Origin of the sequence: Amycolatopsis pretoriensis (genome assembly GCF_900107925.1) — a bacterium.
Lineage (GTDB): Bacteria > Actinomycetota > Actinomycetes > Mycobacteriales > Pseudonocardiaceae > Amycolatopsis > Amycolatopsis pretoriensis.
Window position 1 is genome coordinate 26,553 of record NZ_FNUJ01000016.1, and the last position, 25,541, is coordinate 52,093.

The following is a 25,541-nucleotide window of genomic DNA, read 5'->3' on the forward strand; positions in this document are numbered from 1 at the left end:
GAACGAGGCGTGGACTTAGGGCAACCTAACAAACCGACGGCGAGAATGCACTGCTGTACCATCGGTTAGCCTTACCTAAAATGAGTACCAGTCGGAGGTGCGGTGCGAACAGACCCCGGAGGGATCGCTCTCACGCGACGCCCGCCACACACGAGCCGCGCGCTCGGTCTGCTGGCCGCCCTCGCCGTCCTGGTCTTCCTGTGCCTGCTGAGCATCTGGCTGGGGTCGAAGGAGATCTCGTTCGGCGCGGTCTGGCAGGTGCTGTGGCACGACGACGGCTCCGCGGACGCCGTGATCATCCACAGTGTCCGGATGCCGCGGACTTTCCTCGCGGTGCTGGTGGGCTCCGGCCTCGGGCTGGCCGGCACGGTGATGCAGGCACTGACGCGCAATCCCCTGGCCGATCCGGGCCTGCTCGGCGTCAGCGCCGGGGCCGCGTTCGCGATCGTGTTCTCGATCACCGTGCTGGGTGTCAGCTCGCTCTACGGCTACATCTGGTTCGCCTTCGCCGGCGCGCTCCTCGCGACGGCCGTCGTCTACTACCTCGGCACGCGCGGCCGGGCCGGGTCGAGCCCGGTCAAGCTGGCGCTCGCCGGAGCCGCCGTCACGGCGTTGCTCGCCTCCTTCACCAGCGCGATGGTGCTGTCGGATCCGGTGGCGCTCAACCGCTACCGCTTCTGGTCCGCCGGTTCGCTGTCCGGCGTCGACGGCACCGCGTTGCGGCAGGTCCTGCCGTTCCTGGTCGTCGGCGTCGTGCTGGCGATCGCGAGCGGCCCCGCGCTCAACAGCCTCGCCCTCGGCGACGACGTCGCGATCGCGCTCGGCCGCAAGCTCGGCCCACTGCGGCTGCGCGGCGCGCTGGCGATCACGCTGCTGACCGGCGCGGCCGTCGCCGTCGCCGGGCCGATCGTGTTCCTCGGCCTGATCGTCCCGCACGCGGTGCGGTTCGTGATCGGCCCGGACCACCGCTGGCTGCTGCCCTACACCGCCGTCCTCGCGCCCTGCTTGCTGCTGGCCGCGGACATCCTCGGCCGTGTGCTGGCGCGGCCCAGCGAGATCCGCGCGGGCGTGATCGTCGCGTTCCTCGGCGCGCCCTTCTTCATCTACCTGGTCCGCCGACGCAAGCTCGTGGAGTCCTGAGGTGAGCCTGCTGCAGATCCGGCGTGACCGGGTCACCTTCCGCGCGGGTCCGGTGTCCGGCCGGGTCCGGCCCCGGCTGCTGCTCGTCTCGATCGTCCTCGCGGTGCTCGCGTTCGTGTTGTTCTGCGTGGGCATGACGATCGGGGACGTCCCGATGACCGTGTCCGATGTCCTATCGGGTCTTTTCGGCGGCGGCGACAGCGGAAACGGTTACATCGTCCAGGAACTGCGGCTGCCGCGGGCGCTGACCGGGCTGCTGGCGGGGATCGCGTTCGGCGCGTCCGGCGCGGTGTTCCAGACGATCACCCGCAACCCGCTGGCCAGCCCGGACATGATCGGCATCAACGCGGGCGCGGCCACGTTCGTCGTCGCGGGCATCGCGTTCGGCTTCGGCGGCGGCCTCGGCACCACCACGCTGGGCCTCCTCGGCGGCCTGCTCACGGCCGTGCTCGTGTACGCGCTGGCGTGGCGGCGCGGCACGACCGGCTACCGGATCCTGCTGGTGGGCATCGGGATCTTCGCGATGTGCACCAGCCTCACCGACTACCTGCTGAGCAAGGCGCAGATCACCGAGGCGCAGGCGTCGATCGGCTGGCTGGTCGGCAACCTCGCCAACCGCGGCTGGGAGCACGTCGTGCCGCTGTCGCTCGCGCTCGTCGTGCTCTACCCGCTGGTGCTGGCGCTGTCGCGGTGGATGCAGACGTTGCTGCTCGGCGACGACGTGGCCGCCGGCCTCGGCACGCCGGTCCAGCCGGTCCGCCTCGGCCTGCTGCTGGCGGGCGCCGGCCTGGTGGCGTTCGCGACGGCGTCCGCGGGCCCGATCTCGTTCGTCGCGCTGACGGCGCCGCAGATCGCCCAACGGCTCGCCCGGCTGTCGTCGCCGCCGATCACGGCGTCCGCGCTCACCGGCGCGGTCGTGGTGCTGGGCAGCGACATCATCGCGCGGTCGCTGACCGCGTCGGCGCTGCCGGTCGGCATCGTGACCGGCGTGCTCGGCGCCCCGCTCCTGCTCTGGCTGCTGGCCAGGGCCAACCGATCCGGCTCCGGAGGCTGACATGACACCGTCCCTGCGAGTGCAGGACCTGCGCGTCGCCTACGACGACCGGGTCGTCATCGACGGCCTCGACCTCGAGATCCCCGCGGAGCAGATCACCGCGATCGTCGGGCCGAACGCGTGCGGGAAGTCGACGCTGCTGCGCACGGTGGCGCGGCTGCTGACGCCGAAGTCGGGCGGGGTCTACCTGGACGGCCGGTCGATCCACGACCTCCCGACGCGCCAGGTCGCCCAGCGGCTGGGCATCCTCCCGCAGTCCCCGGTGGCCCCGGAGGGCATGACGGTGGCGGACCTCGTCGGCCGCGGCCGCGCCCCGCACCAGAGCTGGTGGCGCCAGTGGTCCACTTCGGACGAAGGAGCGGTCCACGCCGCCCTGGAGGCGACGTCGATGACCGACCTGGCCGACCGCCCGGTCGACGAACTGTCCGGCGGCCAGCGCCAGCGAGCCTGGATCGCGATGGCGGTCGCCCAGGGGACACCGGTGCTGCTGCTGGACGAGCCGACGACGTACCTCGACCTGGCCCACCAGATCGACGTGCTGGACCTGGTGGTCGACCTCAACCGCGCCGAGGGGCGCACGGTGGTCATGGTGCTGCACGACTTGCCGCAGGCGTGCCGCTACGCGGACCACGTGATCGCGATGAAGGCAGGGCGGGTCGTGGCGTCGGGCAAGCCGGTGGAGGTGATCACGGAAGAGCTGGTGGACGAGGTGTTCGACGTCCGCTGCCAGGTGACGCCGGATCCGGTGAGCGGGACCCCGATGGTGATCCCGATCAGCCGCCACCACCCGGCGCCGGTCAACTAGCGCTATCCTGGGCGTGGCCCGCCTCGTGACATCCCGAGGTCCGTCCGGCCACCAATCCCCAGTTTGGAGCTGACCTGTGTTCGTGCTGCCCGAAACCACCACCGGACCCGAGCGCCACCTGCTGGAGGCGACGATGGACCGCAACCGCCGCGCGGTGATCGACACCGCGCGCGGCCTGTCCGAAACCGACGCCCGCGAACGACTCGTCACCTCGCTGACCACGCCGATCGGCCTCGTCAAGCACGCCGCCATGGCCGAACGCCGGTGGTTCCAGCTCTTCCTGCTTGGCCTGCCTGAGTCCGACTGCGACGGCCCGACCACCCCCGGCGACGCCAGTTTCGTCGTCGCCGAGGGCGAAACGCTCGCCGAGGTGATCGCCGACTTCGAACGCGCGAGCAAGCGCTCCCGAGAAATCGCCGCCGGCTTCGACCTCGACGACACGTGGACCCACGACGTCCTCGGCGAGGTGAACCTCAGGTTCGTCTACCTGCTGCTCATCGAGGACTTCGCCCGGCACGCCGGCCACGGCGACATCCTCCGCGAGCAGCTCAGCGCGCGCTGACCGCGTACTCCCCCGCGGGCTCGGCGACCACTCGCCGATCCACAATGGACTGCAGGATCTCCCCCACCCGCACGGCCGTGTTCGACAGCAGCGACGACGTGATGCCGTGCGTGTGCTCGGTGCCGCCCTGCAGGTAGATCCCGCCGCGCACGGGCATGTCCGTCGACAACCGGTAGTCGCGCTCGACCAGCAGCCGGCCGGACTCGTCGCGCCGGAAACGCAGCTCACCCAGCAGCGGCGTCGGGTCCGCGGGCCGGTAACCCGTCGCGTACACGACCGCGTCGGCCTCCAGCACCGTCTGCGCGCCGGTCGTCAGCGACTCGACCGTCACCGTTCCCGACGGCGTCACCTCGACCGGCCGCGAAACGTTGAACAGCCGCAACCTTTCGACGCCGAGCACCTTCTCGCGGTAGACGCGGCGGTAGAGCTCGTCGATCAGGTCGATGTCGACGGCCGAGTAGTTCGTCGCGCCGTGGTAGCGCATCAAGCGGTCCTTGACCGGTTCGCCCGCGCCGTAGAACTGGTCCACGGCTTCGGGGTCGAAGATCCGGTTCGCGAACGAGCTGTCGTCGGCCGGGCTGTAGCCGTAGCGCGCGAACACCGCGCACACCTCGGTGCGCGGGAACTCGTCGTGCAGCAGCGCGGCCACCTCGGCCGCGCTCTGCCCTGCGCCCACGACGACGAACCGCCGCGGCGACGTGCCACGCAGGGCGTCCACGCGGAAGAGCAGCTCGCTGTTGTGCCAGATCCGGTCGCCGGCGGTGACGCCGTCGGGCAGCTGCGGCCGCAGACCGGTGCCGACCACGAGGTTGCGGGCGCGCAACGACGAGCCGTCCGACGCCTCGACGTCGAAGTAGGCGATCTCGGAGCCGTCGTACACCGGCTTCACCGCGACGACCTCGATGCCGTAGGAGACGACGTCGTCGACCTTCGCGGCCGCCCACTCGAAGTAGTCGTGGAACTCGACGCGCAGCGGGAAGAGGTTCTTGTGGTTGATGAAGTCGACCAGCCGGCCGGCCGCGTGCAGGTAGTTCAGGAAGCTGAACTCGCTGGTCGGGTTCCGCATGGTGACCAGGTCCTTGAGGAACGACACCTGCATCGTCGCGGTGTCGATCAGCATCCCGCGGTGCCAGCCGAAGCGCGGCTGCCGCTCGAGGAAGTGCGCGGTCACCGGCTCCCCGGCGCCGGCGTTGTGCTCGGCGAGGGCGATCGCGAGGGCCAGGTTCGACGGTCCGAAGCCCACGCCGACGATGTCGTAGATCGGGACCTCTGCAGTCATGTTGCTCCCTCGCGCGCTCCGGTACGGTTCAGGGAACCCTAACCTAACTTAGGCGAGCCTCGCCTAGTACGTTCGTGGTGATGTTCGTCCCCCGATCACGAAAGGGCACTCTCGAATGCGCGTGGCGATGTTCGGCTATCAGACCTGGGGGCACCGCACCCTCCAGGCGCTCATCGACGCCGGCCACGAGGTCGCCCTCGTGGTCACGCACCCGAAGAGCGACCACGCCTACGAGCGGATCTGGGCGGACTCCGTCGCCGACCTCGCCGAGGCCAACGGCATCCGCGTCCTGCTGCGCAACCGCCCGGACGACGCGGAACTGCTGGCCGAACTGAAGGCGGCGGACCTCGACCTGATCGTCGCGAACAACTGGCGCACCTGGCTGCCGCCGGAGATCTTCGAGCTGCCGCGCCACGGCACGCTGAACATCCACGACTCGCTCCTGCCGTCGTACGCGGGCTTCTCGCCGCTGATCTGGGCGATGATCAACGGCGAGCCGGAGGTCGGCGTGACCGCCCACATGATGGACGGCGAGCTGGACGCGGGCGCCATCGTCCTGCAGCGCGCCATCCCGGTCGGCCCGGCCGACACGACGACGGATCTGTTCCACCGCACGGTGGACCTGATCGCCCCGATCACGGCCGAAGCGATCTCGAAGATCGAGACGGGCTACACGCCGGTTTCCCAGGACCGCTCGAAGGCGAGCTTCTTCCACAAGCGCGCGGCGCGCGACAGCCTCATCGACTGGACGTCGTCGCCGTCGGACATCGAGCGTTTCGTCCGGGCGCTGTCGGATCCGTACCCGAACGCGTTCACCTACCATCGCGGCGAGCAGCTGCGGATCCTGCGCGCCTCGGTGTCCCAGGGCCACTACGGCGGCACGCCGGGCCGCGTCTTCATCCGCGAAGGCGACGGAGTCGTGATCGTGGCCGGCCCGGAGGCGCGGCGCGGCCAGTCCCCCGGCCTGGTCGTGGAACGCGTCCGCACCGCCGACGGGACCGACCTGGCGGCGGCCGACTACTTCAAGACCATGGGCGGGTACCTGACCGACCGTCCCTGATCGTTCAGCTCTCCTTGCCCCGCGCCGGTTCGGTCACGTTCTGTTCAACGGCGCCGGGCAAGGTGCGCACGATCGTGTCCTGCGCCCGGCGTTCGCTGAACCCGGCGAGAAAAGCGAGCCCGGCGAAGAACAACGTGACCTGTTCCCCCGGGACCGGAACGGCGAGCGGGAGCAGCCCGGCCCGCACGAGCACGAACATCGCCGCACCGAAAACGGCACCGATGATCAGCCGGAAACAGCCGGAAAGAATCACGACGAGCAATCCCTGGTCGAGACTCACCCGCACCCGTTGCCGGTTCGCCGTGCGCGTCATGACGCTCACTATCGCGCCGATCGCCCCGGCCACCACGCAGACCACCAGCTGCGAACCGATTTCGACCTTCAACAGGAAATGCACGGCCGCGGCGACGGCGGCGGCCACGACGGCACCCACGGCCAGGCCGCCGAGGTAGCGGACGAGCGCCCGGTCGAGTGCCGCGTCCCGCGCGTTCTGCTCGATCTGGCGGATCTCCTTCCGGGCCGAAGCGACGGCGGCGGTCAGCCGTTCCCGCTTCTGCTCGGAGCCCACCATCGCGTCCAGCACGCTCAGCAGGGCGACGGTCTCGGTGTAGATGCCCTGCACCAGGATCTCCTGGGGCCGGCCGCCGAGCAGCACCGAGTACTTGCGCTCGACGCGGCGGGCCGAGCGGAACACGTCGTCGAAGTCGGCGGTGCTCTGCACCGCGTCGTAGTACTGGCGCAGCTTGTAGACGACCCGGTCCACCTCGCCGGTCTGCTGTTTGGCGACCACCAGGAGTGCCGCCTGGAAATGCGTCGCGTAATACTCCTCGACGATCTTTCCCTGGTGCGCCTCGTACGCCGCCCGCAGCTCCGCGAACCGCGGCCGCCCTTTTTCCTGGTAGGCCTCGAGCAGATCGAGGACGCACGGGCAGGCGACCTGATCACCCGATTCCTCTTCCGGTACCGCGCTGATTGTCCTCGCAGTGATCACCATGATGTTTCTCCCCTCGCTGACGACCACAAGCCGGCGCCGCCACCCCTCACCCATTGTGATGACCGATACCCGGAAGAACCAATAACGCGCGGCAACGCCACCCGAACGGCCGCAGTTGCCGATGGCCGGGACGCCCCTTGGCGACACCCGACCGCGCCGCCAGGATGTCCCGCATGGGCGAGATCAGCCACCTCGAGCGCCACCGCGCCTGGGTGCTCACCGGCGAGTCGAGCACCTACGCCCTGCGCCTCGACGAGGACGACGTTCCGACCCACCTCTACTGGGGGCCACCACTTCCGACGGACGCCGTCGAAGAACTCAGCACCGTAAAACTCCCCTGGTGGGACGGCTTCAACGACCCCAACGAAGGCCTCGACGAACTGGCCGCCGACGGCGGCACCCGCTACTGGACACCGGGGTTGCAGGTTCGCTTCGCCGACGGCACTCGCGCCCTCGAATGGCGTTACGAAACCCACGAAATCTCGCGCGATCACCTCGCGATTCACTTCACCGACCGCCACTACCCCCTCCGGATCGCCCTCCACTACCGCCTGCGGACCGACGTCCTCGAACGCTGGACCGAACTGACGGCCGACACCGAAGTCGACGTCGTCCGCGCCGATTCCGCGACCTGGCCCCTCCCGCTCCGGGACGACTACCGGCTCAGCCACGTCACCGGCCGCTGGGCCGCGGAAACCCAGCTGCACCGGACGTCCGCGGCGCACGGCGAGACGGTTTTCGCGAGCCGGCGCGGGATCGCCGGGCACCACGCCAACCCGTGGGTCATGGTCGACGACGGCACCGCCACCGAGCGCCACGGCGAGGTCTACGGCGTCGCCCTCGCCTGGAGCGGGTCGTGGCGGCTCACGACCACGCGCGCGTCGACCGGGCGTCTCACGATCAGCGGCGGCTTCGGCCAGGACGGCGTCGTGCACCGCGTCGGACCGGGCAAGCCCTTGCGCACGCCGGTGCTGGCCGGTCTTTACACCGGCGGCGGCTTCGGCGCCGCGAGCCGCGCGTGGCACGCCTACGTTCGGAACGACGTCCTCGACCACGGCCGCGAACTGCGTCCGGTGCTCTACAACTCCTGGGAGGCAACGGGTTTCGACGTTTCCGAGCAAGGACAGCGCGCGCTCGCCGAGCGGGCCGCGGCGCTGGGTGTCGAACTGTTCGTCATGGACGACGGCTGGTTCGGTGCCCGGACCGGCGACCACGCCGGGCTCGGCGACTGGCACGTCAACCGCGCGCGCTTCCCCGACGGCCTCAAGCCGCTGGTCGACGCCGTGCACGGGCTCGGCATGCGGTTCGGCATCTGGGTCGAGCCCGAAATGGTCAATCCGGACAGCGACCTCTACCGCGCCCACCCGGACTGGGTCCTGCACCACCCGCACCGGCGCCGGTCGGAGCTGCGCAACCAGCTCGTCCTCAACTTCGCCCGGCCGGACGTCGGCGCGTGGGCCCACGAGTGGCTCGACCGGCTCGTCGGCGAGCACGGCGTCGACTTCCTCAAGTGGGACATGAACCGCCCGTTCAGCGAGGCCGGCTGGCCGGGTGACGCCGACCCGGACCGCCTGTGGGTCGAGCACACGAACGCCGTCTACGCGCTCATGGACCGGTTGCGTGCCGACCACCCCGGCCTGCGGATCGAAGCGTGCAGCGGCGGCGGCGGGCGGATCGACCTCGGCATGCTCGCGCGCGCCGACCAGGTGTGGACGTCGGACAACACCGACGCGCTCGACCGGCTGCGGATCCAGCACGGCTACAGCCAGCTCTACCCGGCACGCGCGATGTCGGCGTGGGTCACCGACAACCCCAACTTCGTCACGGGACGTTCGGTGCCGCTGCGGTTCCGGTTCCACGTCGCGATGGCCGGCGTGCTCGGCATCGGCGGCGACATCGTGCGGTGGCCCGGCGACGACCTCGCGCTCGCGGCCGAGCTGATCGCGCTCTACAAGGACATCCGGCCGGTCGTCCAGCACGGCGCGCTGTACCGGCTGCGGCCGCCGGTCGACGACGGCGTCACCGCGCTGCAGTACGTCCACGAAGACCGGGCGGTCGTCTTCGCCTACCGGCAGGCCGCGCACTTCGCCGCACCGGATCGTCCATTGCGTCTCGAGGGCCTCGATCCCGCTGACCGGTACGTGGATTCGGATTCCGGATCCACGCACAGCGGAGCCGTGCTGCTCGCCCACGGGCTGCCGCTCACGCTGCCGACCGGCGACTTCGCGAGCACGGTGATCCGCCTGCGCCGTATTTCGCGTTAGAGATCGGATCTATCGGCCGCGCATCGACGGTTTCACGCGTGAATCGCGCTTGACAGCCCGTCAGACGTCAGATCAAATGCGTCATACATCACATATGGTGGGAGGCTCGATGAGAAGGTTCCTGGCGCTGGGGGCGGCGGCGCTCCTGGCCGTGAGCGCGTGCTCGGTCGGCTCGAACACCGGCAGCGGTGGCGACGCGGAGATCACCTTCCTGACCTTCGAGACCCCGAACCTCACGCCGGCCTACTGGGACGCGGCCATCAAGCGCGTCACCGACAAGAACCCGGGGATCAAGGTCAAGAAGCTGGTCGCGCCGACCGCCGACGGCCGGACGTCGTACGCGAAACAGCTCCTGCAGTCCGGCCAGTTTCCCGACGTGATGATCGCCGTCGACTCGGCGGGTTTCGCCGAAGCGGGCAACCTCTACGCCTGGACCCCGGACGAGCTCAAGGACTTCCAGTTCCCCGAGGCGAACCCGGTCCACGGGAAGTACTACCAGCTGCCGGCGAACACCCAGACCATCCCGCCGATCTACTACAACCGGAAGATGTTCGCCGACGCGGGCATCGCCGCGACGCCGAAGACGTGGGACGAACTCGTCGCCGACGCCGGCAAGCTGGCGGCCAAGGGCTTCTCGCCGTTCACCATCGGCGGCGGCAAGGACGGCTTCCCGTCGTCGATGATCCTCTCCGGTCTGGTCAGCACCGAGGTCTACGACACGACGCCGGACTGGCTGACGCAACGGCGTCAGGACAAGGTCAAGTTCGCCGATCCCGCGTTCCAGAAAGCGTTTTCGAAGCTGGCCGACCTCGCCTCGAAGGGGTACGTGGACAAGACGAGCGTGTCGCGCGACTACGCGGCGACCGAGCAGGCCTTCCTCGACGGCAAGAGCGCGATGTACCCGATGGGCAACTGGTTCGCCGCCAACGCCGACAGCAAGAAGCACGACTTCGAGATCGGCGTGTTCGACTTTCCCACCGAGGACGGCAAACTCGTCGTCCCCGCCTACACCGGCGGCGGCATGATCGTGAACGCCAAGGCCGCGAACCTCGACGCGGCAAGGAAGTTCGCGCTCGGCTTCCAGCTCGACAAGGACCAGCTGAACGCGTCGGTCAAGGCCGACGGCCTGTTCCCGGCGATCAAGGGCTACACCCCGCCGGCGGACGTCGGCCCGACCTTCAAGGCCGGCTACGACCTCTACACCAAGGCCGTGCAGCAGAACGCCGTGGTGCACGCGTTCCGCTGGGAAACCGCCGACGACGGGTTGCTGCCCGGCATGAAGGACAAGGTCGACCAGGCCGCCCAGGACGTCATCACGGGCCGCAAGTCCGTGGCCGACGCGTGCGCGTTCCTGGACACCGAGTGGGCGAAGGCGGGCTGACGACCTTGGCCGCCGTCGTCTCCCCGCCCGCCCCGCCGAGCGCGCGCCGCTCCCCCGCCCACCGCCGGCGGCGCAAGCCGATCCTGCCGCGGGTGTGGCACTTCGCGTCGTTCGGTGCTCCGGGAGTGCTCGTCTACTTGTGTTTCGTGCTGGCGCCGATCCTGATCAGCTTCGGGTACAGCCTCACGAACTACAACCCGTTCAACCCGCCGGTGAAGTTCGTCGGCCTCGACAACTACCGGCTGCTGTTCTCCGACGAGCAGTTCCTGACCGCGCTGAAGGTCACGACGATCCTGACGGTGATCGTGGTCGTCGTCCCGAACGTCCTGGGGCTCGGCGTCGCGCTGCTGCTGGACCGGAAAGGCTGGCTGTACAACGCTTTGCGCAGCGTGTTCTTCACGCCGGTGATCCTCAGTTCGGTCGTCGTGTCGATCGTGTGGTCGCGGCTGCTCGACGACCAGGGACCGCTGAACACCCTGTTGCGAACCTTGGGCATCGAGCACCCGCCGGGCTGGCTGTCCGATCCGGACGTCGCGCTGTACTCGGTCGCGTCGATCGTGTGCTGGCAGATGCTCGGGTTCTGCGTCGTCGTCTACCTCGCCGGATTGCAAGGCGTGCCAACGGAATTGCTGGAGGCGGCTTCGATCGACGGCGCCGGGGCGCTGCGACGGTTCCGGGCGGTGACGTGGCCGCTGCTCGCGCCGTCGTTGACGATCAACACGGTCGTACTGCTGATTTCGGCGTTCAAGACGTACGACTACGTCAAGGTGATCACCAACGGCGGCCCGGGCTCCGGCGCGACGGCAACGATCGCGTTCGACGTCCTGCAGACCGGCTTCGACTCCAACCACGTCGGCCACGCGTCGGCGATGGCGGTGCTGATGCTGGTGATCGTCGCGGCGGTGACGACGATCGTGCTCGGCTTCCTGCGCCGCCGGGAGGTGGACCTGTGACGCGCTCCTGGCTGCGGCCCACGGCGGCTCTGCTCGTCGGCGCGGTGTTCTTCGTGCCGTTCTACCTGGTGCTGACGAACGTGGTGAAGCAGGGCGACTTGATCGCGAAGGAGCCGGCGTCGCTGCCGCTGCCGCCGACGCTGGCGAACATCCACGCGGTGCTGACGCGGCCGGATGGGTTGTTCTGGGTCAGCCTGGCCAACAGCGTGGTGGTGACGGTGTTGTCGATCCTGGTGCTGACGGTGCTGTCGGCGATGCTCGGCCACTACCTGGCGCGGTCGGGCAAGCGGTGGACGAAGGTCCTGACGCTGGTGCTGCTGGCCGGGTTGATGATCCCGCCGCAGGTGATCCTGATCCCGATCACGGACGTCCTGCGGGTGACGCACCTGATGGCGACGCTGCAGGGGCTGGTGTTGTTCAACGTCGGTTACTACGTGCCGTTCGGGGTGTTCGTGTTCACGGGGTTCATCCGCGGGGTGCCGGTGGAGCTGGAGGAGGCGGCGTTGCTGGACGGCGCCAGCCGGGCACAGGTGTTCTGGCGGGTGGTGTTCCCGCTGCTCCGCCCGGCGACGGCCTCGGTGTTGATCTTCTTGGGCGTGTGGATCTGGAACGACTTCATCGACCCGCTGATCATTTTGGGCCCGAGCCAGGGCACCACGATCACGACGGGGATCTACCGGTCGATCGGCCAGTACCAGGCAGATTTGGGCAGCGTGTTCGCGCTGATGTTCTTGGCGACGCTGCCGGTGTTGATCTTTTACTTGGCACTGCAGAAGCAGTTCGTGAAGGGCCTGACAGGCGGCGCAACGAAGGGATGAGCACCGATCTCGAATTCGAGCACCGCTCTCACGACACAGTGCTCGAATTCGAGAGCACCGCTCACCCCCAGATCCCACCGCCCACAGTCGACAGCACCGCTCTCGCCAGCCAGCGAGCGGCGCCCCACTTCGGAAGCACTGCTCTCCCCAACCGGTGGCGCCGCTCAGCTTCAAGAGCGCCGGCCTCACCGACCGACCGACTGGCGGCACACAGCTTGAAAGCGCCGGCCGCGCCGAGCCGCGGGCAACGCTCAAGTTCAGGTAGATCGACACGCCCAACGGCGGACAAGGATCGCGAGGGCGGATAACGGGCGGCCCGCAGCCAGCAACCCGTGACCGGTGGCCGGTGACCCGCGGCGAGCACCCCGACGGCCCATAGTCGGCGGCCCATAGTCGGCGGCCCATAGTCGGCGACCCGTAGCCCGCGACCCGCAGCCCGCAGCCGGTAACCCGCGGCGAGAGCACCCCGGCGGCCCGTAGTCGGCGACCGGCAGCCGGTGGCCGCAGCCGGTGGCCGCAGCCCGCGGCCGGCGACCGGCGGCTGGCGGCCGACGACCGGCGGCTGGCGGCCGACGACCGGCGGTCCGTGGCAAGCTGGCGAACCCGCGGTCCGTAGCCGGTAGCCCAGTGGCCCGCGGCCGACGGCCCGTAGCCGGTGACCCGCGGCCTACGGCCGGGTAGCCGGCGGCTGGCGGGCTCCCGTGGCCGGCGACCCGCGAATCCCGTGGCCAGCGACCCGCGGCCGACGGCCAGTCGCCAGTGGCCCGCGGGCCCGACAGACCGCGGCCGGTGGCTGGCGGCCGCCGGCCCGCGCCCCGTGGCCGGTAGCCGGTAGCCAGTGGCCGACAGACCGCGGCCGGTGACCCGCGGCCCGTGGCTGGCGGCGGGCAGCCCATGGCCGCTGGCAGGCAGTCCGGCGGCCGGCGGTCCGTGGCCGGCTGCGAATAGCGGGCGACCGGCGACAAGGGGCGGCAGCCGGAGGCCAGTCGCCAGTGGCCCGCCGGCCGACAGCCCGCGGCCGGTGGCTGGCGGCCGTCGGCCCGCGCCCCGTGGCCGGTAGCCAGTAGCCTGCGGCCAGCCAGACCGCGGCCGGTGACCCGCGGCCCGTGGCCAGCGGCGGGCAGCCCATGGTCGCTGGCAGGCAGTCCGGCGGCCGGCGGTTAGTGGCCGGCTGCGAATAGCGGGCGACCGGCGACAAGGGGCCTTAGCCGGGGCGGGCCGCGGGCGGCGCCTGCCTGGAGAGCACCGCTCTCGCCCGCCAGCCGGCGCCAGCCGCTCTCCAGGAGCACCACCGTCGCAAAAGCGGCGCAAGCCACGAGCGGACCGCTTACTCGCGTGCATCGATCACTCTCCACCACGCTCCAGCACGAGACCGAAGCCTTGCTCACACGCGACAGCAACCGTGCTCCGCCTCGAGAGCACCGCTCTCACTCAGCGGCGATCAGCTGACCGATTCGAGAGCACTGCTCTCGCACGACAGCGAGCAGCGTTCGAATTCGAGAGCGCCGCTCAGCGGCAGCCCCGCCGCTCACAATAGAGAGCACTGCTCACATCGCCACTCGGCACAGGCGCTCTCAAATGAGAGCACTGCTCACCGCCAACACATCCCTCCAACAGGCTCACAATTCGCGAACCTTCCCACCGTCCACCTCAAGTCGCCGCCCCACGTGCACAGCGTCCAGCATCCGCCGATCATGAGTCACGAGCAGCAAAGTCCCCGGATACTTGTCCAACGCCGACTCCAACTGCTCGATAGCCGGCAGATCAAGATGGTTGGTCGGCTCATCCAACACCAGCAAATTGACCCCCCGCGCCTGCAAGAGAGCCAACGCAGCCCGAGTCCGCTCCCCCGGCGAAAGCGTCGCAGCAGAGCGCAGCACATGAGCAGCCTTCAACCCGAACTTGGCCAGCAAAGTCCGCACATCGGCATCCGCCAACTCCGGCACCTCAAGAGCAAAAGCCGAAGCAAGCGGAACATCACCGAGAAACAACCGCCGAGCCTGATCGACCTCACCGACCACAACCCCAGGCCCCAACGCGGCAGAACCCTCATCCAACGACAACCGACCGAGCAGCGCCGCCAGCAACGTCGACTTCCCGGCCCCATTGGCCCCGGTGATGGCGACCTTGTCCGCCCAATCGACCTGCAGGTCGACCGGCCCGAGCGTGAACCCACCCCGGCGAACGACCGCCCCGCGCAAACTAGCGACCACCGCCCCCGCCCGCGGGGCCGCCGCGATCTCCATCCGCAGCTCCCACTCCTTGCGCGGCTCCTCGACGACCTCCAGGCGTTCGATCATCCGGTCGGTCTGCCGCGCCTTCGACGCCTGCTTCTCCGTCGCCTCCGTGCGGAACTTGCGGGCCGCCTTGTCGTTGTCCGGCTGCTTCCGGCGCGCGTTCTTGACGCCCTTCTCCATCCACGCCCGCTGCATCCGCCCGCGCGCCTCCAGCGAAGCCTTCGTGTCGGCGTACTCCTCGTACTCCTCGCGCGCGTGCCGGCGGGCGACCTCGCGCTCCTCGAGGTAGGCCTCGTACCCGCCGCCGTAGACGTTCACCTGCTGCTGCGCCAGGTCCAGCTCGACGACGCGGTCGACCGTGCGCGCCAGGAACTCGCGGTCGTGGCTGACCAGGACCGTCGCCGCACGCAGCCCCGACACGAACCGCTCCAGCCGGGCCAGGCCGTCCAGGTCGAGGTCGTTCGTCGGCTCGTCGAGCAGGAAGACGTCGTAGCGGCTCAGCAGCAGCGACGCGAGCCCGGCACGCGCCGCCTGGCCGCCCGACAACGACGTCATCGGCTGGTCGAGGTCGACGGCGAGCCCGAGGTCGGCGGCCACTTCCGCGGAACGCTCGTCGAGGTCCGCGCCGCCGAGGTCGAGCCACCGGTCCAACGCAACCGCGTAGAGGTCGTCCGCGCCCGCCGAGCCGGCGGTCAGCGCAGAAGTCGCCGCATCGAGGTCCGCCTGCGCGGCCGACACGCCCGTCCGCCGCGCCAGGAACGCCCGCACCGACTCGCCTTCGCGCCGCTCCGGCTCCTGGGGCAGGTGCCCGACGGTCGCGGTCGGCGGGTTCAGCCGGATCTCGCCGTCGTCGGGTTTCGCGAGCCCCGCCAGCGTCCGCAGCAGCGTCGACTTGCCGGCGCCGTTGACGCCGACGAGGCCGACGACGTCGCCGGGCGCGACCACCAGATCGAGGCCGGAGAAGAGGATGCGGTCACCGTGGCCCGCGGCCAGGTCCTTCGCGACGAGAGTTGCGCTCATGAGGTGGCCAAGTCTACGGGGCCGTGCTGAACTGTCAGATCATGGTCAGAGCCACCGACTGTGTGTGTCCGGTGGCGCTTTGATCACTCAGTGTGGGTAACCTGTTCGGTTGTCGGAACAGCCAAGCAGTGAGGTCGGTGAAACAGCATGGGCGAATCCGCTCCCCCGGTCACCCTCGGCCGCAGGCCGAAACCGAGGGAAGGCCGCCCATCCGCGCCCCGGCCCACGGTGAGCCGGCGGCGCGAGGTCAGCCACGCCAGCGCGCGGTCGCTGCTGATGACCGTGCTCGGCGAGTACACGCTGCCGCGCGACACGCCGGTCTGGACGTCGATGCTGGTCGAGGTGCTCGGCATCCTCGACATCGAGGAGAAGTCCGCGCGGCAGGCGCTGGCCCGCTCCGCCGCCGAGGGCTGGGTGGTCTCCGAACGCGTCGGGCGCCGCGTGCGCTGGTCGCTGACGCCGCCGGGGCGCCGCCTGCTGACCGAGGGCGCCGAGCGGATCTACGCGTTCGGCCGCGAAGAGCGCCCGTGGAACGGCCAGTGGCTGATGCTCATCGTCTCCGTCCCGGAGGCCAAGCGCGACCTGCGCCACCGCCTCCGCACGCGGCTGACCTGGGCGGGCTTCGGCTCGCCGGTCGCGGGCGTGTGGGTCAGCCCGGACCTGAGCCGCCAGCGCGAGGCCCAGCAGATCGTCAACGAGCTCGGGCTCGACGCGCAGGCGATGTCCTTCACCGCCACCTACGGCGAGGTCGGCGAGCAGGAGACGATGGTCGCCCGGTCCTGGGACCTGACCGAGCTGAAGGACCGCTACGAGGACTTCATCGACCGGTTCACCGGCCTGCACCCCACCGGCGGCCGCGCGGTGCTGCGCGCGCAGACCGAGCTGGTGCACGAGTGGCGGCGGTTCCCGTTCCTCGACCCGCAGCTGCCCGCCGAGCTCCTGCCGGCGAAGTGGAGCGGGACGAAAGCGGCGGAACTGTTCCATCACAAACACGTCGACTGGCGCCCCGAGGCCCAGCAGTATTGGGACGACATCGTCGCCGCCGAAGAAGCAGGGTGAACATGACCGACCAGGTCCGCCTCGATCGTGACGGCGGGCTCGCCGTCCTGACCGTCGACGCTCCGCCGTTGAACCTCTACACGGCCGCCCTGCAGGATTCGCTTTCGTCGGCCATCGGCGAGCTGGAAACCGCGCCCGCGCGGGCCCTGCTGATCCGTGCCGAGGGCAAGATCGTCAGCGGCGGCGTGGACGTCTCGCTGTTCGACGCCCAGGGCTCGCCCGCCGAGGCGAAAGTGCTGTTCGACGAGATGCTGGCGGTCCCCGACCGGATCGCGGCGCTGCCGTTCCCGACCGTGTTCGCCGCGCACGGCCTGTGCCTGACCTGGGCGTTCGAGGTCGCCGTGGCCTGCGACCTGATCCTGGCGGCGTCGCGCGCGAAGTTCGGGCTCGTCGAGAAAGTCGTCGGGCTGACTCCGACCATGGGCGGCACCCAGCGGCTCGCCGACCGCGCCGGCGTCGGGCGCGCCAAGGAGTTCGTCATGACCGGCGACACCTACGACGCCGCGACGCTCGAGCGCTGGAACGTCGTCAACCGCGTCCTGCCGGACGAGGGGTTCGACGACGCCGCGCGCGCCTTCGCGCGTCAGCTGGCTGCCGGGCCGACCCGGGCGCACGCGGCGACCAAGCGCGTCCTCGACCACTTCTCCGCGGGCGGCGTCCCGGAGGCGAACGCGCACATCACGACGATCGCCGCCGAGCTGTTCGAAACCGAGGACCTCCGCGGCGCCGTCAAGTCGTTCCTCGCGGACGGGCCGGGCAAGGCGACCTTCTCGGGTCGTTAACAGCCCGTTCGGACACCGGTTGCCGCCGTTCGGACGTGCGCGGTTCTCCCCGCACCGGGTTACCTTTGATGTGGTCTAGACCACGTCGTCCCCCGCCTCGTGCCGCTTGGAGAACCGCCATGAGACGCACCTCCGTACGACTACGCTCCGCGCTCGCCGCCGTACTGATAGCAGCCGGCGGCACCGCGGCGCTCGCGCCACCCGCCGCCGCAGCCGGTTCGCTGACCGCCACCCTGGCGATGAGCGGCACCACCGGCACCTACACCGTCTCGAACACCGGCACCGCGTCGGTGAGCAACTGGGCCATCACCTTCACGCTGCCCGCCGGCGTCACTGCCTCGACCGGCGAAAACGGGACGGTGACGCAGAACGGCACCCAGGTCACGCTCACCCCGGCGTACTACATCGCGACGCTGGCGCCGGGCCGCGCCACCTACCCGTACAGCCCGACGTTCCGGCTCAGCGCCGCCGCGACGCCCGCGCAGTGCCGCGTCGACAACGCCAACTGCGACGGTTCACCCGACACTCCCCCGGGCGCGCCGGCGAACCTGCGGCTGGTCGCGAAGACGACCAAGACGGTCGCGTTGGCGTGGAACGCCTCGGCCGCCGGATCCCTGCCGGTGACCGGGTACGACGTCTACCAGGGGACGTCACTGGCCACCTCGGTGACGGGTACCAGCGCCACCATCTCCGGGCTCACGCCGGGGACCGCGTACTCGTTCACGGTGAAAGCCAAGGACGCCAAGGGAACCACGTCACCCGCGAGCGCCGCTCTGGCCGTCACGACGAACAACCCGGCCGACGACACCCAGGCGCCGTCGGCGCCGAGCGGGCTGCGCTCGACGGCCGCCGACTCGGGCAGCGTGTCCCTGGCGTGGACGGCGTCGACCGACAACACCGGCGTCGTCAGCTACGACGTCTACCGCGGGTCCACTTTGGCCACGACGGTGACGACGACGGGCGCCGTCGTGACCGGGCTGGCACCGTCCACTTCGTACACGTTCACCGTGCGCGCGCGGGACGGCTACGACAACGTTTCGGCGCCGAGTGCCGCGGTGACGGCTCGAACCGGCGACATCGTTTCCGGCTACGCGAAGGTCGGCTACTTCGTCCAGTGGGGCATTTACGGGCGGCAGTACTTCGTGAAGAACCTCGAGACGTCCGGCGCGGCGTCGAAGCTGACGCACCTGCTGTACGCGTTCGAGAACATCGACCCGGTGAACCTGACCTGCCTTTCCGGCGTCACGAAGGGCACCACGGCGAACCCGCAGGACCCCAACCAGGGCGACGGCGCGGGTGACGCCGAAGCCGACTACTCGCGGCCGTTCTCGGCGGCGCAGTCGGTGGACGGCGTGGCCGACACGGGCTGGGAGTCGTTGCGCGGCAACTTCAACCAGCTGAAGAAGCTCAAGGCGAAGCACCCGAACCTGAAGGTGCTGGTGTCGCTGGGCGGCTGGACGTATTCGAAGTACTTCTCCGACGTCGCGGCCACGGACGCGTCGCGCAAGAAGTTCGTTTCGTCGTGCCTCGACACGTGGATCAAGGGCAACATCGCGTCCTACGGCGGCGCCGGCGGCCCGGGCACCGCGGCGGGCATCTTCGACGGCATCGACCTCGACTGGGAGTGGCCGGCGAGCGCCGACGGCCACCCGGGCAACCACTGGAGCCCGAACGACAAGGACAACCTGACCGCGTTGCTGGCCGAGTTCCGCACGCAGCTCGACGCGTACGGCGCGACCACCGGCAAGCGGTACCAGCTGCACGCGTTCACCCCGGCGGACCCGGCGAAGGTCGCGTCCGGCTGGGACCTGTCCCGCGTGTTCAACTACCTGGACGTCGCGAACGTACAGGGTTACGACTTCCACGGGTCGGGCAGTGACAACTCGTGGGAGCCGAACCGCACCGGTCACCAGGGCAACCTCTACGCCGACGCGGACGACCCGTACAACTTCCACTTCAGTGCGGAAAGCGCGATCAACGCGTACACGAACGCGGGCGTCGATCCACGCCGGCTGACGCTCGGATTGGCGTTCTACGGACGCGGCTGGCAAGGTGTCGCGGACGGCGGGAAACACGGCGAATGGCAGTCGGCGACGGGCGCGGCACCGGGGCAGTTCGCCGAGGAAGCGGGCACCCGCGGGTACTCGAACCTCGTGGCGAGCGTGCCGGCGTGCACGGTCTACCACGACACGGCGGCGGTGGCGACGTCGTGCTACACCGGCAACGGCGGCCAGTGGTGGACGTTCGACGACGCGTGGTCGATCGGGCTGAAGACCACCTGGCTCAAGCAGCGCGGCCTGCTCGGCGTGATGGCTTGGGAAATGTCGGGTGACACCGGGACGTTGATGAACGCGGTCAGCGCCGGTCTCGGTTAACGGTACGTCGATTCAGCCCGCTGAACGATTTCGTTCAGCGGGCTGAATCTTCCTTCAGGAGCAAAAGAAAGGGCTCTCCGCGGGTTGACGCGCGGTGGTCTGGACCATGAGACTGCTTACAGCGCGCTGCCCCGGACACCGTCGTCTCGAGGAGAGCCATGTCCCGCTTGAGAAAAGTCGTCACGCTCGCCGCCCTGGTACCGCTCGCCCTGGGCCTGGTCGCCACGCCGGCCCCCGCGGCCCCGGCGACGTTCACGCACCCGGGCGTGCTGGTCAGCCGCCCGCAGCTCGACTTCGTCAAGAGCCAGGTGAACGCCGGCGCCCAGCCGTGGAAAGCGGCGTACGACCAGGCGGTTTCGAGTTCCTACGCATCACTATCCCGCACGCCGAAACCGCGCGCGGTCGTCGAATGCGGGTCCTATTCGAACCCGAACTACGGGTGCACCGACGAGCGGGAAGACGCGATCGCGGCGTACACGGACGCGTTGATCTGGTACATCTCCGGCGACGCCCGCTACGCACAGAAGGCTATCGCGTTGATGGACGCGTGGTCGGCGACAATCACTAGTCACACCAACAGCAACGCGCCGCTGCAGACGGGCTGGGCGGGTTCGTCGTGGCCCCGCGCGGCGGAGATCATCAAGTACACGTATACGAGCTGGCCGAACTCGGGCCGCTTCGGCACGATGCTGCGCAATGTGTACTTGAACAAAATCATCAACGGCAGCAACAGCAACGGCAACTGGGAACTGTCCATGATGGAGGCCGCGGTGGGTATCACGGTGTTCCTGGAGGACAAGACGAACTTCGACAAGGCGGTGACCCGCTACCGCAACCGCGTGGCGGCGTACGTGTACATCGCTTCGGACGGCGCCCTGCCGAAGACGGTCCCGGGCAGCGGCCTGACGACGAAGTCCCAGATCGTGAGCTACTGGCAAGGCCAGAGCACGTTCGTGGACGGCCTGACCCAGGAGACCTGCCGCGACTTCGTCCACACGGGCTACGGCATCGCGGCGATCGCGGACGTGGCGGAGACGCTCCGGATCCAGGGCCAGGACGTGTACGGAACGGACGTGGGCGAGCGCCTGCGCCAGGCACTGGGCTTCCAGTCGAAGTACGAGCTGGGCACGGCGGTCCCATCCTGGCTGTGCGGCGGCAGCGTGAAGAAGGGCCTGGGCCCGGTGACCGAGGTGGGCTTCAACGCGCTCCACAACCGCCTGGGCATCGCCATGTCCAACACCCAGACCCTGACGGAGTCCCGCCGCCCAGCGGGCACGAACGCCCTGTTCGTGGCGTGGCAGACCCTGACGCACGCTTCGAACCCGGCTTGATCTTGACGTCGTCCGCCTGACCTGCGTTCCCGCAGGTCAGGCGGATGTGGGCCCCAGTTGAAGGTGGCTTCCGGGGGCACGCTAAAGTACTTCTCACGCACTCAGCGAGTGCGGGTCCGGGCTGTGGCGCAGTTTGGTAGCGCACTTGACTGGGGGTCAAGGGGTCGCAGGTTCAAATCCTGTCAGCCCGACGGACGCACTTGCAGGGCCCGTGAGCAGCATAACCGCAGCTCACGGGCCCTTTGTGTCTACCGAGGCCATGACATGTTCAGTCGGGCGCACGCACTCGGGGACATATTGGGGACAAATCCGCAATCGGTTGCTCGGCCAGACTTGCCCGATTGGGCGCGGACAGGTGTTGGCCGCAAAGTCTCTAGCGTCCGATCCGGGGTGGATATAGCGCCGACTGGTGCGCAGCTATCCAGGCTCGGCGATCTTCAGCGGCACATGCACGGCCACGCGAGCACTCCTCCACGCCCGGCTGGCGTGCCAAGGTTCTGGCGCAGCGGACGCGCGAGACGCAGTCGACGTAGATGGTGTCCGCCTGGCCGTCATGACTGTGACTGACAAGCCTCCACAGCCATCTTGGTCGCCACTGATCAACTCCGCATGCGACTTCGGCACTAGGGCGATGTAGCGGCCGGACTCGATGCGGCGACTCTCTCCAGGTGAGACTTAAAAGACTGACGAACTCGAAGACGCATTCGTCCGCGCGACGAATCCGATCAACATGAGCGGGTCTCTTCGACGCGTGCCAGCCGGCACCATCTCGGTCCGCGGCATGCGCGCAACTCGGCTGCGCCATCCATCTATGCCGCCGAAGCTTTCCCGCCGGCAGCGCTCCAAGATCGTCCTGCTCTGGTTGTTCAACTGGAGCGGTTGGGGACGCGGAGCGAAGGCAGTTGCCATGGTCGCCACAGCGGCGACAGGTCTGGCGGCTGTCGGCGCGTTCTACGTAACGAGCAGGACCCTTGATGCCACCCGACAACAGACTGCGTTGAACGAACAAGGCCAGTATACCGACCGGTTCGGCCGCGCGGTTGAACAGCTCGGCTCCGAGAAGCTCGACATTCGACTCGGCGGCATCTATGCCCTCGAGCGGCTCGCCAAAGACTCCGCAAGAGACACGAACACTATTATGCGCCTTCTCAGCGCCTATGTTCGGGAGAACACATCATGTCCGCCTACATCAACGCCGATCGTAAACGCGGGTCTTGCACAACGTCCACCTGTCGATGTTGCCGCCGCTCTGACCGTGTTGTCCGCGCGTGACGTCGGCCCGGTAGTTCCTTGGGCCGACGTGACAGGAATTTGCCTCGACCACCGAAACCTAGAAACGGAGACCTTTGCGAATTTGAATCTGGATCGCGCGAGCCTCGCGTTCTCGAACATGCGAGGGGCTCGGTTTCGTGGCGTCCGATTGCAGCAGGCCAACCTTCGAGGGGCGGGTTTGCCGGCCTCAGAGTGGCTAGGGGTGCTTGCGAATGATGCTCAGCTGGACGGAGCCAATCTGACCTTCTCAATCCTTCATGGAAGCAGCTTCACCGGCGCAAGCCTCGTCGGAGCAGACCTCGGCGCCTCGATGCTCGACGACGACAGCGGCGGGACGGACGCACCGTATGCGGACGCAACCTTGCCACGACCGTCCGCACCTGCTCGCTTGAGCTTCCACGATGCCGACCTGACAAACGCACGGTTCACTTACGTTCGACTAGCTTCGGCCGACTTCTCCAATACTTCCCTGAACGGTGCTGACTTCACAAGGGGCAAGCTAGAGAACACTGACTTCAGCTTCACCCTCGTCGTCGGTTCCGGCTCTGCGCATGGACCAGCGATCGGGAACGTTCGATTCGACGCCGCCGACCTTACCGGTGCGTCCTTCCGTGGACGGGACATGAGACAGGCGCATCTCGTCGGCGCGAACTTGACCCGAGCCGACCTTCGAGACACCGACTTGCGCGGTGTCGACCTGAGGTACACCACACTTACCGGTGCCAATCTTCAAGGCGCAAAGCGATGACCGGAGGTGTCACTCACGTCTGCAGGCTGTCAGCCGCGCAGCTTGTCTCCGCTCTCGAGTCGCGGCGCGCCGTTAAGGTGTAGTCGTCTGAGGGAGGCCACCGCGATCATGACGGACATTGAGACCTACGACTATGACATCGCCGTGTCGTTCGCCGGAGAAGATCGGCAGCTTGTCAGGGATGTCGTGGACCGGCTCAAGGAGCAGGAAGTCAAGGTCTTCTTCGACGAGGACAGCACCGCCGAGATGTGGGGAGAGAACCTCCTGGACTTCCTCCAAGCGGTCTACGGCCGTCGTGCACGCTATGCCGTTCTCTTCATCTCTCGGCACTACGTCGCTAAAAAATGGACCAACTACGAACGGCAGGCAGCTCAGGATCGCGCCTTTCAGCAGACTGCTCCCTACCTCCTTCCCGTGCGCGTCGATGATTCGGAGCTTCCAGGCCTTCTGTCCACCATCGGCTACGTCGACGCTGAGTTCGCCGGTACGACAGGCATTGTCGATGCCATCGTCCGTAAGCTCGGCGACCAGGCCCAGACGCGGGAGCCGAAGTTCGACGGCCGAGCGCCGCGGTCTCCGGAAGCCGTAGCCGTCGTGCTCAGTGAACGACCCCCCGGGTGGGAGTTCCTTCTCTACGGCGGCCTGCTACACCAGGGAATTGTCGATCTGGAGGACAAGTACCGGGACCACGTCATCGAGTACGCCCCGCACAGCGGCCAGGTGATTTCCGAGAGCGACGGGCTGCCCTGGCTCGAAAGCCGGCTGACTTCGGTGAGCACGATCGTAGCCAGTCTCGAGCGCGTGCTGTCGGACGCAGCACAGACTGCCGCTTTCGGGAGACCCGGCGAACCCGGCGATCCCGGCGATCCCGAACGGATCATCCATCTGGCGAAGCGGATGACCGGTATCTACGGCGAAGTATTAGGCTGGGCTGCTGCGATCCGGGCAACCGGGTTCGAGGACGACGCGATCCGGCACATCGCCGACCTCGAAGCGCGGCTCGCCGACTTGCCGATCGAGCAGATCAGAAAATTCGTCGAAGACTTCATGCAGCAAATGGACGGACTCACCCCGCGTCTCCTCGCCGGCGAAGACGTGGACCTTACCTTCAGCGTGACGATCGAGATGGACCCAGCGAAGCTGGGGGACTACCAACGAGCACTTCGAGCATATGCCGCGAAGCTGTCCGGCAGCTTCTGACGAACATCCATACACGGCCGCTAGAGTGAGGCAGGCCGATTCGAGGGGGACTGCCATGACCGATCAAGAAGGCGCCGACTGGATTCCGCCCGGCGCGGATCTTTCCCGGCCGAGCGCCGCGCGGATCTACGACTACCTCCTCGGCGGCGCGCACAACCTCGCCGCCGACCGGGCCGTCGCCCAGAAGCTCGAGACCATCCAGCCGCAGGTGGCGAACGTGGCCCGGCGGAACCGCGCCTTCCTGCGGCGGGCCGTGCGGTTCATGCTCGACCAGGGCGTTCGGCAGTTCCTCGACCTCGGGTCAGGTATCCCGACCGTCGGCAACGTGCACGAAGTCGCCCAGGCTGTCGATCCCGCGTCGAAAGTCGTCTACGTCGACTACGAACCCGTTGCCGTCGCGCACAGTTTGATGCTGCTGAAGGACAACACGAACGCCGAAGCGCTCGAGGCCGACGCCACCGACACCCAAGCCGTGCTCAGCTCGGAGCCGGTGAAGCGCCTGCTCGACCTCGGCGAACCGGTCGGGCTGCTCGCCATCACCCTCGGGCACTACCTGCCGGAGGTCGAGGGCGTCTTCGGCGCCTACCGCGACGCGCTCGCCCCCGGCAGCCACCTCGCGCTTACCCACCTCACCAACGACTTCGCCGTGCTCAGCGACCCCAAGATCGCCGAGACCATGCGGTCGACGCAGGACCACATCTACCCGCGGTCTAAAGCAGAGGTGCTTGCCCTCTTCGACGGGTTCGACCTCGTCGAACCCGGGCTGACGACGTCGGCGAACTGGCGGCCGGACCGCGTTGCCGCCGTGGTCGATCCCGAAGAGGACGGCCTCTACGCCGGCGTGGGCATCAAGCGGTAGAGCCGAAGCGCTCCCACGCCGACTGCCGGGTCATCCCCAGCGCCTCGCCGATTTGCGCCCACGTACCGCCCAACGCGCGCGCCTTGCCCACCCACGCGGCGAGGTTCTCCTGCACCTGCGTGGTGGCGGCCGCGACCGGACGCAGGTTCTGCAGCACCTGTTCGAGCGGCAAGTCGTGCTCCCACGGCGCGATGAGCGGTGCGTCGGCCGGCTTGCCTTCGATCACCGACACGCATAGCTGCACGCACCCGTCGCAGATGAAGACGCCCGGCCCGCCGACGAGCGTGTCGACCTCGGTGTTCGGCTTGGCGCAGAACGAACAGCGCGCGATCACCCCGGTTGCCATCC

20 protein-coding genes and 1 tRNA gene are annotated in these 25,541 nt (G+C 68.7%); 17 read left to right on the plus strand and 4 right to left on the minus strand.

Annotated features, from left to right (window positions below; genetic code table 11):
* Positions 1-102 precede the first annotated feature (102 nt).
* The 4 genes from BLV96_RS45505 (at position 103) to BLV96_RS45520 (ending at position 3,561) form a co-directional block, all read left to right on the plus strand.
* Positions 103-1,140 (plus strand): FecCD family ABC transporter permease, encoded by a 1,038-nt coding sequence (locus BLV96_RS45505; protein ID WP_086675368.1) that lies wholly within the window; start codon positions 103-105, stop codon positions 1,138-1,140.
* A 1-nt stretch (position 1,141) separates the two neighbouring features.
* The gene (locus tag BLV96_RS45510; protein WP_086675367.1) at positions 1,142-2,194 is read left to right on the plus strand and encodes a FecCD family ABC transporter permease; all 1,053 of its coding nucleotides are present in this window, start codon (positions 1,142-1,144) and stop codon (positions 2,192-2,194) included.
* A 1-nt stretch (position 2,195) separates the two neighbouring features.
* Complete coding sequence (locus tag BLV96_RS45515; RefSeq protein ID WP_086675366.1) at positions 2,196-2,999, plus strand: ABC transporter ATP-binding protein; 804 nt, start codon at positions 2,196-2,198, stop codon at positions 2,997-2,999.
* A gap of 76 nt (positions 3,000-3,075) precedes the next feature.
* Positions 3,076-3,561, plus strand: a complete 486-nt coding sequence (locus tag BLV96_RS45520) for a DinB family protein (RefSeq protein ID WP_086675365.1) — start codon at positions 3,076-3,078, stop codon at positions 3,559-3,561.
* Here the strand turns inward: BLV96_RS45520 and BLV96_RS45525 are convergent.
* Complete coding sequence (locus tag BLV96_RS45525; protein WP_086675364.1) at positions 3,548-4,840, minus strand: lysine N(6)-hydroxylase/L-ornithine N(5)-oxygenase family protein; 1,293 nt, start codon at positions 4,838-4,840, stop codon at positions 3,548-3,550. The genes BLV96_RS45520 and BLV96_RS45525 overlap by 14 nt on opposite strands.
* A 115-nt stretch (positions 4,841-4,955) precedes the next feature.
* On the opposite strand from BLV96_RS45525, the gene BLV96_RS45530 reads away from it, so the two are divergent.
* The gene (locus BLV96_RS45530) at positions 4,956-5,900 is read left to right on the plus strand and encodes a methionyl-tRNA formyltransferase (protein ID WP_086675363.1); all 945 of its coding nucleotides are present in this window, start codon (positions 4,956-4,958) and stop codon (positions 5,898-5,900) included.
* Between the two features lie 4 nt (positions 5,901-5,904).
* Here BLV96_RS45530 and BLV96_RS45535 read toward each other — a convergent pair whose 3' ends face one another.
* Positions 5,905-6,894: a hypothetical protein gene (locus BLV96_RS45535; RefSeq protein ID WP_086675362.1), complete on the minus strand. Its 990-nt coding sequence runs from the start codon at positions 6,892-6,894 to the stop codon at positions 5,905-5,907.
* A gap of 173 nt (positions 6,895-7,067) precedes the next feature.
* Between BLV96_RS45535 and BLV96_RS45540 the strand changes: the two genes are divergently transcribed.
* From BLV96_RS45540 to BLV96_RS45555, 4 genes are all read left to right on the plus strand, one after another.
* Complete coding sequence (locus BLV96_RS45540; protein WP_086675361.1) at positions 7,068-9,158, plus strand: alpha-galactosidase; 2,091 nt, start codon at positions 7,068-7,070, stop codon at positions 9,156-9,158.
* A 109-nt stretch (positions 9,159-9,267) separates the two neighbouring features.
* On the plus strand, positions 9,268-10,539 hold the full coding sequence (locus tag BLV96_RS45545) for an extracellular solute-binding protein (protein ID WP_086675360.1): 1,272 nt from the start codon (positions 9,268-9,270) through the stop codon (positions 10,537-10,539).
* Positions 10,521-11,492 carry a carbohydrate ABC transporter permease gene (locus BLV96_RS45550; RefSeq protein ID WP_091390401.1) on the plus strand — a complete coding sequence of 324 codons (972 nt, stop codon included), beginning with the start codon at positions 10,521-10,523 and terminating at the stop codon, positions 11,490-11,492. Before BLV96_RS45545 ends, BLV96_RS45550 begins: the two co-directional genes overlap by 19 nt.
* Complete coding sequence (locus BLV96_RS45555) at positions 11,489-12,310, plus strand: carbohydrate ABC transporter permease (RefSeq protein WP_091390404.1); 822 nt, start codon at positions 11,489-11,491, stop codon at positions 12,308-12,310. The genes BLV96_RS45550 and BLV96_RS45555 overlap by 4 nt, the downstream gene beginning before the upstream one ends.
* A 1,619-nt stretch (positions 12,311-13,929) precedes the next feature.
* Here the strand turns inward: BLV96_RS45555 and BLV96_RS45560 are convergent.
* Complete coding sequence (locus BLV96_RS45560) at positions 13,930-15,567, minus strand: ABC-F family ATP-binding cassette domain-containing protein (RefSeq protein WP_086675252.1); 1,638 nt, start codon at positions 15,565-15,567, stop codon at positions 13,930-13,932.
* Between the two features lie 147 nt (positions 15,568-15,714).
* Here BLV96_RS45560 and BLV96_RS45565 point away from each other — a divergent pair, with 147 nt between their 5' ends.
* The 8 genes from BLV96_RS45565 (at position 15,715) to BLV96_RS45600 (ending at position 25,193) form a co-directional block, all read left to right on the plus strand.
* Positions 15,715-16,626, plus strand: a complete 912-nt coding sequence (locus BLV96_RS45565) for a PaaX family transcriptional regulator (RefSeq protein ID WP_086675251.1) — start codon at positions 15,715-15,717, stop codon at positions 16,624-16,626.
* Between the two features lie 2 nt (positions 16,627-16,628).
* Positions 16,629-17,408: an enoyl-CoA hydratase/isomerase family protein gene (locus tag BLV96_RS45570; RefSeq protein WP_167379944.1), complete on the plus strand. Its 780-nt coding sequence runs from the start codon at positions 16,629-16,631 to the stop codon at positions 17,406-17,408.
* Positions 17,409-17,527: 119 nt separating this feature from the next.
* Complete coding sequence (locus tag BLV96_RS45575) at positions 17,528-19,783, plus strand: glycosyl hydrolase family 18 protein (protein ID WP_086675249.1); 2,256 nt, start codon at positions 17,528-17,530, stop codon at positions 19,781-19,783.
* 158 nt (positions 19,784-19,941) lie between these two features.
* Positions 19,942-21,114 carry an alginate lyase family protein gene (locus BLV96_RS45580; protein ID WP_086675248.1) on the plus strand — a complete coding sequence of 391 codons (1,173 nt, stop codon included), beginning with the start codon at positions 19,942-19,944 and terminating at the stop codon, positions 21,112-21,114.
* 117 nt (positions 21,115-21,231) lie between these two features.
* A tRNA-Pro gene (locus tag BLV96_RS45585) sits at positions 21,232-21,305 on the plus strand.
* Positions 21,306-21,865: 560 nt separating this feature from the next.
* On the plus strand, positions 21,866-23,134 hold the full coding sequence (locus BLV96_RS45590; protein ID WP_158104123.1) for a pentapeptide repeat-containing protein: 1,269 nt from the start codon (positions 21,866-21,868) through the stop codon (positions 23,132-23,134).
* 108 nt (positions 23,135-23,242) lie between these two features.
* Positions 23,243-24,334 (plus strand): TIR domain-containing protein, encoded by a 1,092-nt coding sequence (locus BLV96_RS45595; RefSeq protein WP_086675246.1) that lies wholly within the window; start codon positions 23,243-23,245, stop codon positions 24,332-24,334.
* Positions 24,335-24,389: 55 nt separating this feature from the next.
* Positions 24,390-25,193, plus strand: a complete 804-nt coding sequence (locus tag BLV96_RS45600) for an SAM-dependent methyltransferase (RefSeq protein WP_086675245.1) — start codon at positions 24,390-24,392, stop codon at positions 25,191-25,193.
* On the opposite strand, the gene BLV96_RS45605 is transcribed toward BLV96_RS45600, so the two are convergent.
* The gene (locus tag BLV96_RS45605) at positions 25,183-25,539 is read right to left on the minus strand and encodes a ClpX C4-type zinc finger protein (RefSeq protein WP_086675244.1); all 357 of its coding nucleotides are present in this window, start codon (positions 25,537-25,539) and stop codon (positions 25,183-25,185) included. The two genes, BLV96_RS45600 and BLV96_RS45605, sit on opposite strands and share 11 nt — an antisense overlap.
* Positions 25,540-25,541 lie beyond the last annotated feature (2 nt).

Bases quoted from the DNA above. Each gene is read 5' to 3' on its own strand.
- BLV96_RS45515 (WP_086675366.1), top strand. From the start codon at position 2,196: ATGACACCGTCCCTGCGAGTGCAGGACCTGCGCGTCGCCTACGACGAC.
- BLV96_RS45565 (WP_086675251.1), top strand. From the start codon at position 15,715: ATGGGCGAATCCGCTCCCCCGGTCACCCTCGGCCGCAGGCCGAAACCG.
- BLV96_RS45595 (WP_086675246.1), top strand. From the start codon at position 23,243: ATGACGGACATTGAGACCTACGACTATGACATCGCCGTGTCGTTCGCC.
- BLV96_RS45570 (WP_167379944.1), top strand. From the start codon at position 16,629: ATGACCGACCAGGTCCGCCTCGATCGTGACGGCGGGCTCGCCGTCCTG.
- BLV96_RS45580 (WP_086675248.1), top strand. From the start codon at position 19,942: ATGTCCCGCTTGAGAAAAGTCGTCACGCTCGCCGCCCTGGTACCGCTC.
- BLV96_RS45575 (WP_086675249.1), top strand. From the start codon at position 17,528: ATGAGACGCACCTCCGTACGACTACGCTCCGCGCTCGCCGCCGTACTG.
- BLV96_RS45535 (WP_086675362.1), bottom strand. From the start codon at position 6,894: ATGGTGATCACTGCGAGGACAATCAGCGCGGTACCGGAAGAGGAATCG.
- BLV96_RS45605 (WP_086675244.1), bottom strand. From the start codon at position 25,539: ATGGCAACCGGGGTGATCGCGCGCTGTTCGTTCTGCGCCAAGCCGAAC.
- BLV96_RS45600 (WP_086675245.1), top strand. From the start codon at position 24,390: ATGACCGATCAAGAAGGCGCCGACTGGATTCCGCCCGGCGCGGATCTT.
- BLV96_RS45525 (WP_086675364.1), bottom strand. From the start codon at position 4,840: ATGACTGCAGAGGTCCCGATCTACGACATCGTCGGCGTGGGCTTCGGA.
- BLV96_RS45560 (WP_086675252.1), bottom strand. From the start codon at position 15,567: ATGAGCGCAACTCTCGTCGCGAAGGACCTGGCCGCGGGCCACGGTGAC.
- BLV96_RS45530 (WP_086675363.1), top strand. From the start codon at position 4,956: ATGCGCGTGGCGATGTTCGGCTATCAGACCTGGGGGCACCGCACCCTC.
- BLV96_RS45545 (WP_086675360.1), top strand. From the start codon at position 9,268: ATGAGAAGGTTCCTGGCGCTGGGGGCGGCGGCGCTCCTGGCCGTGAGC.
- BLV96_RS45540 (WP_086675361.1), top strand. From the start codon at position 7,068: ATGGGCGAGATCAGCCACCTCGAGCGCCACCGCGCCTGGGTGCTCACC.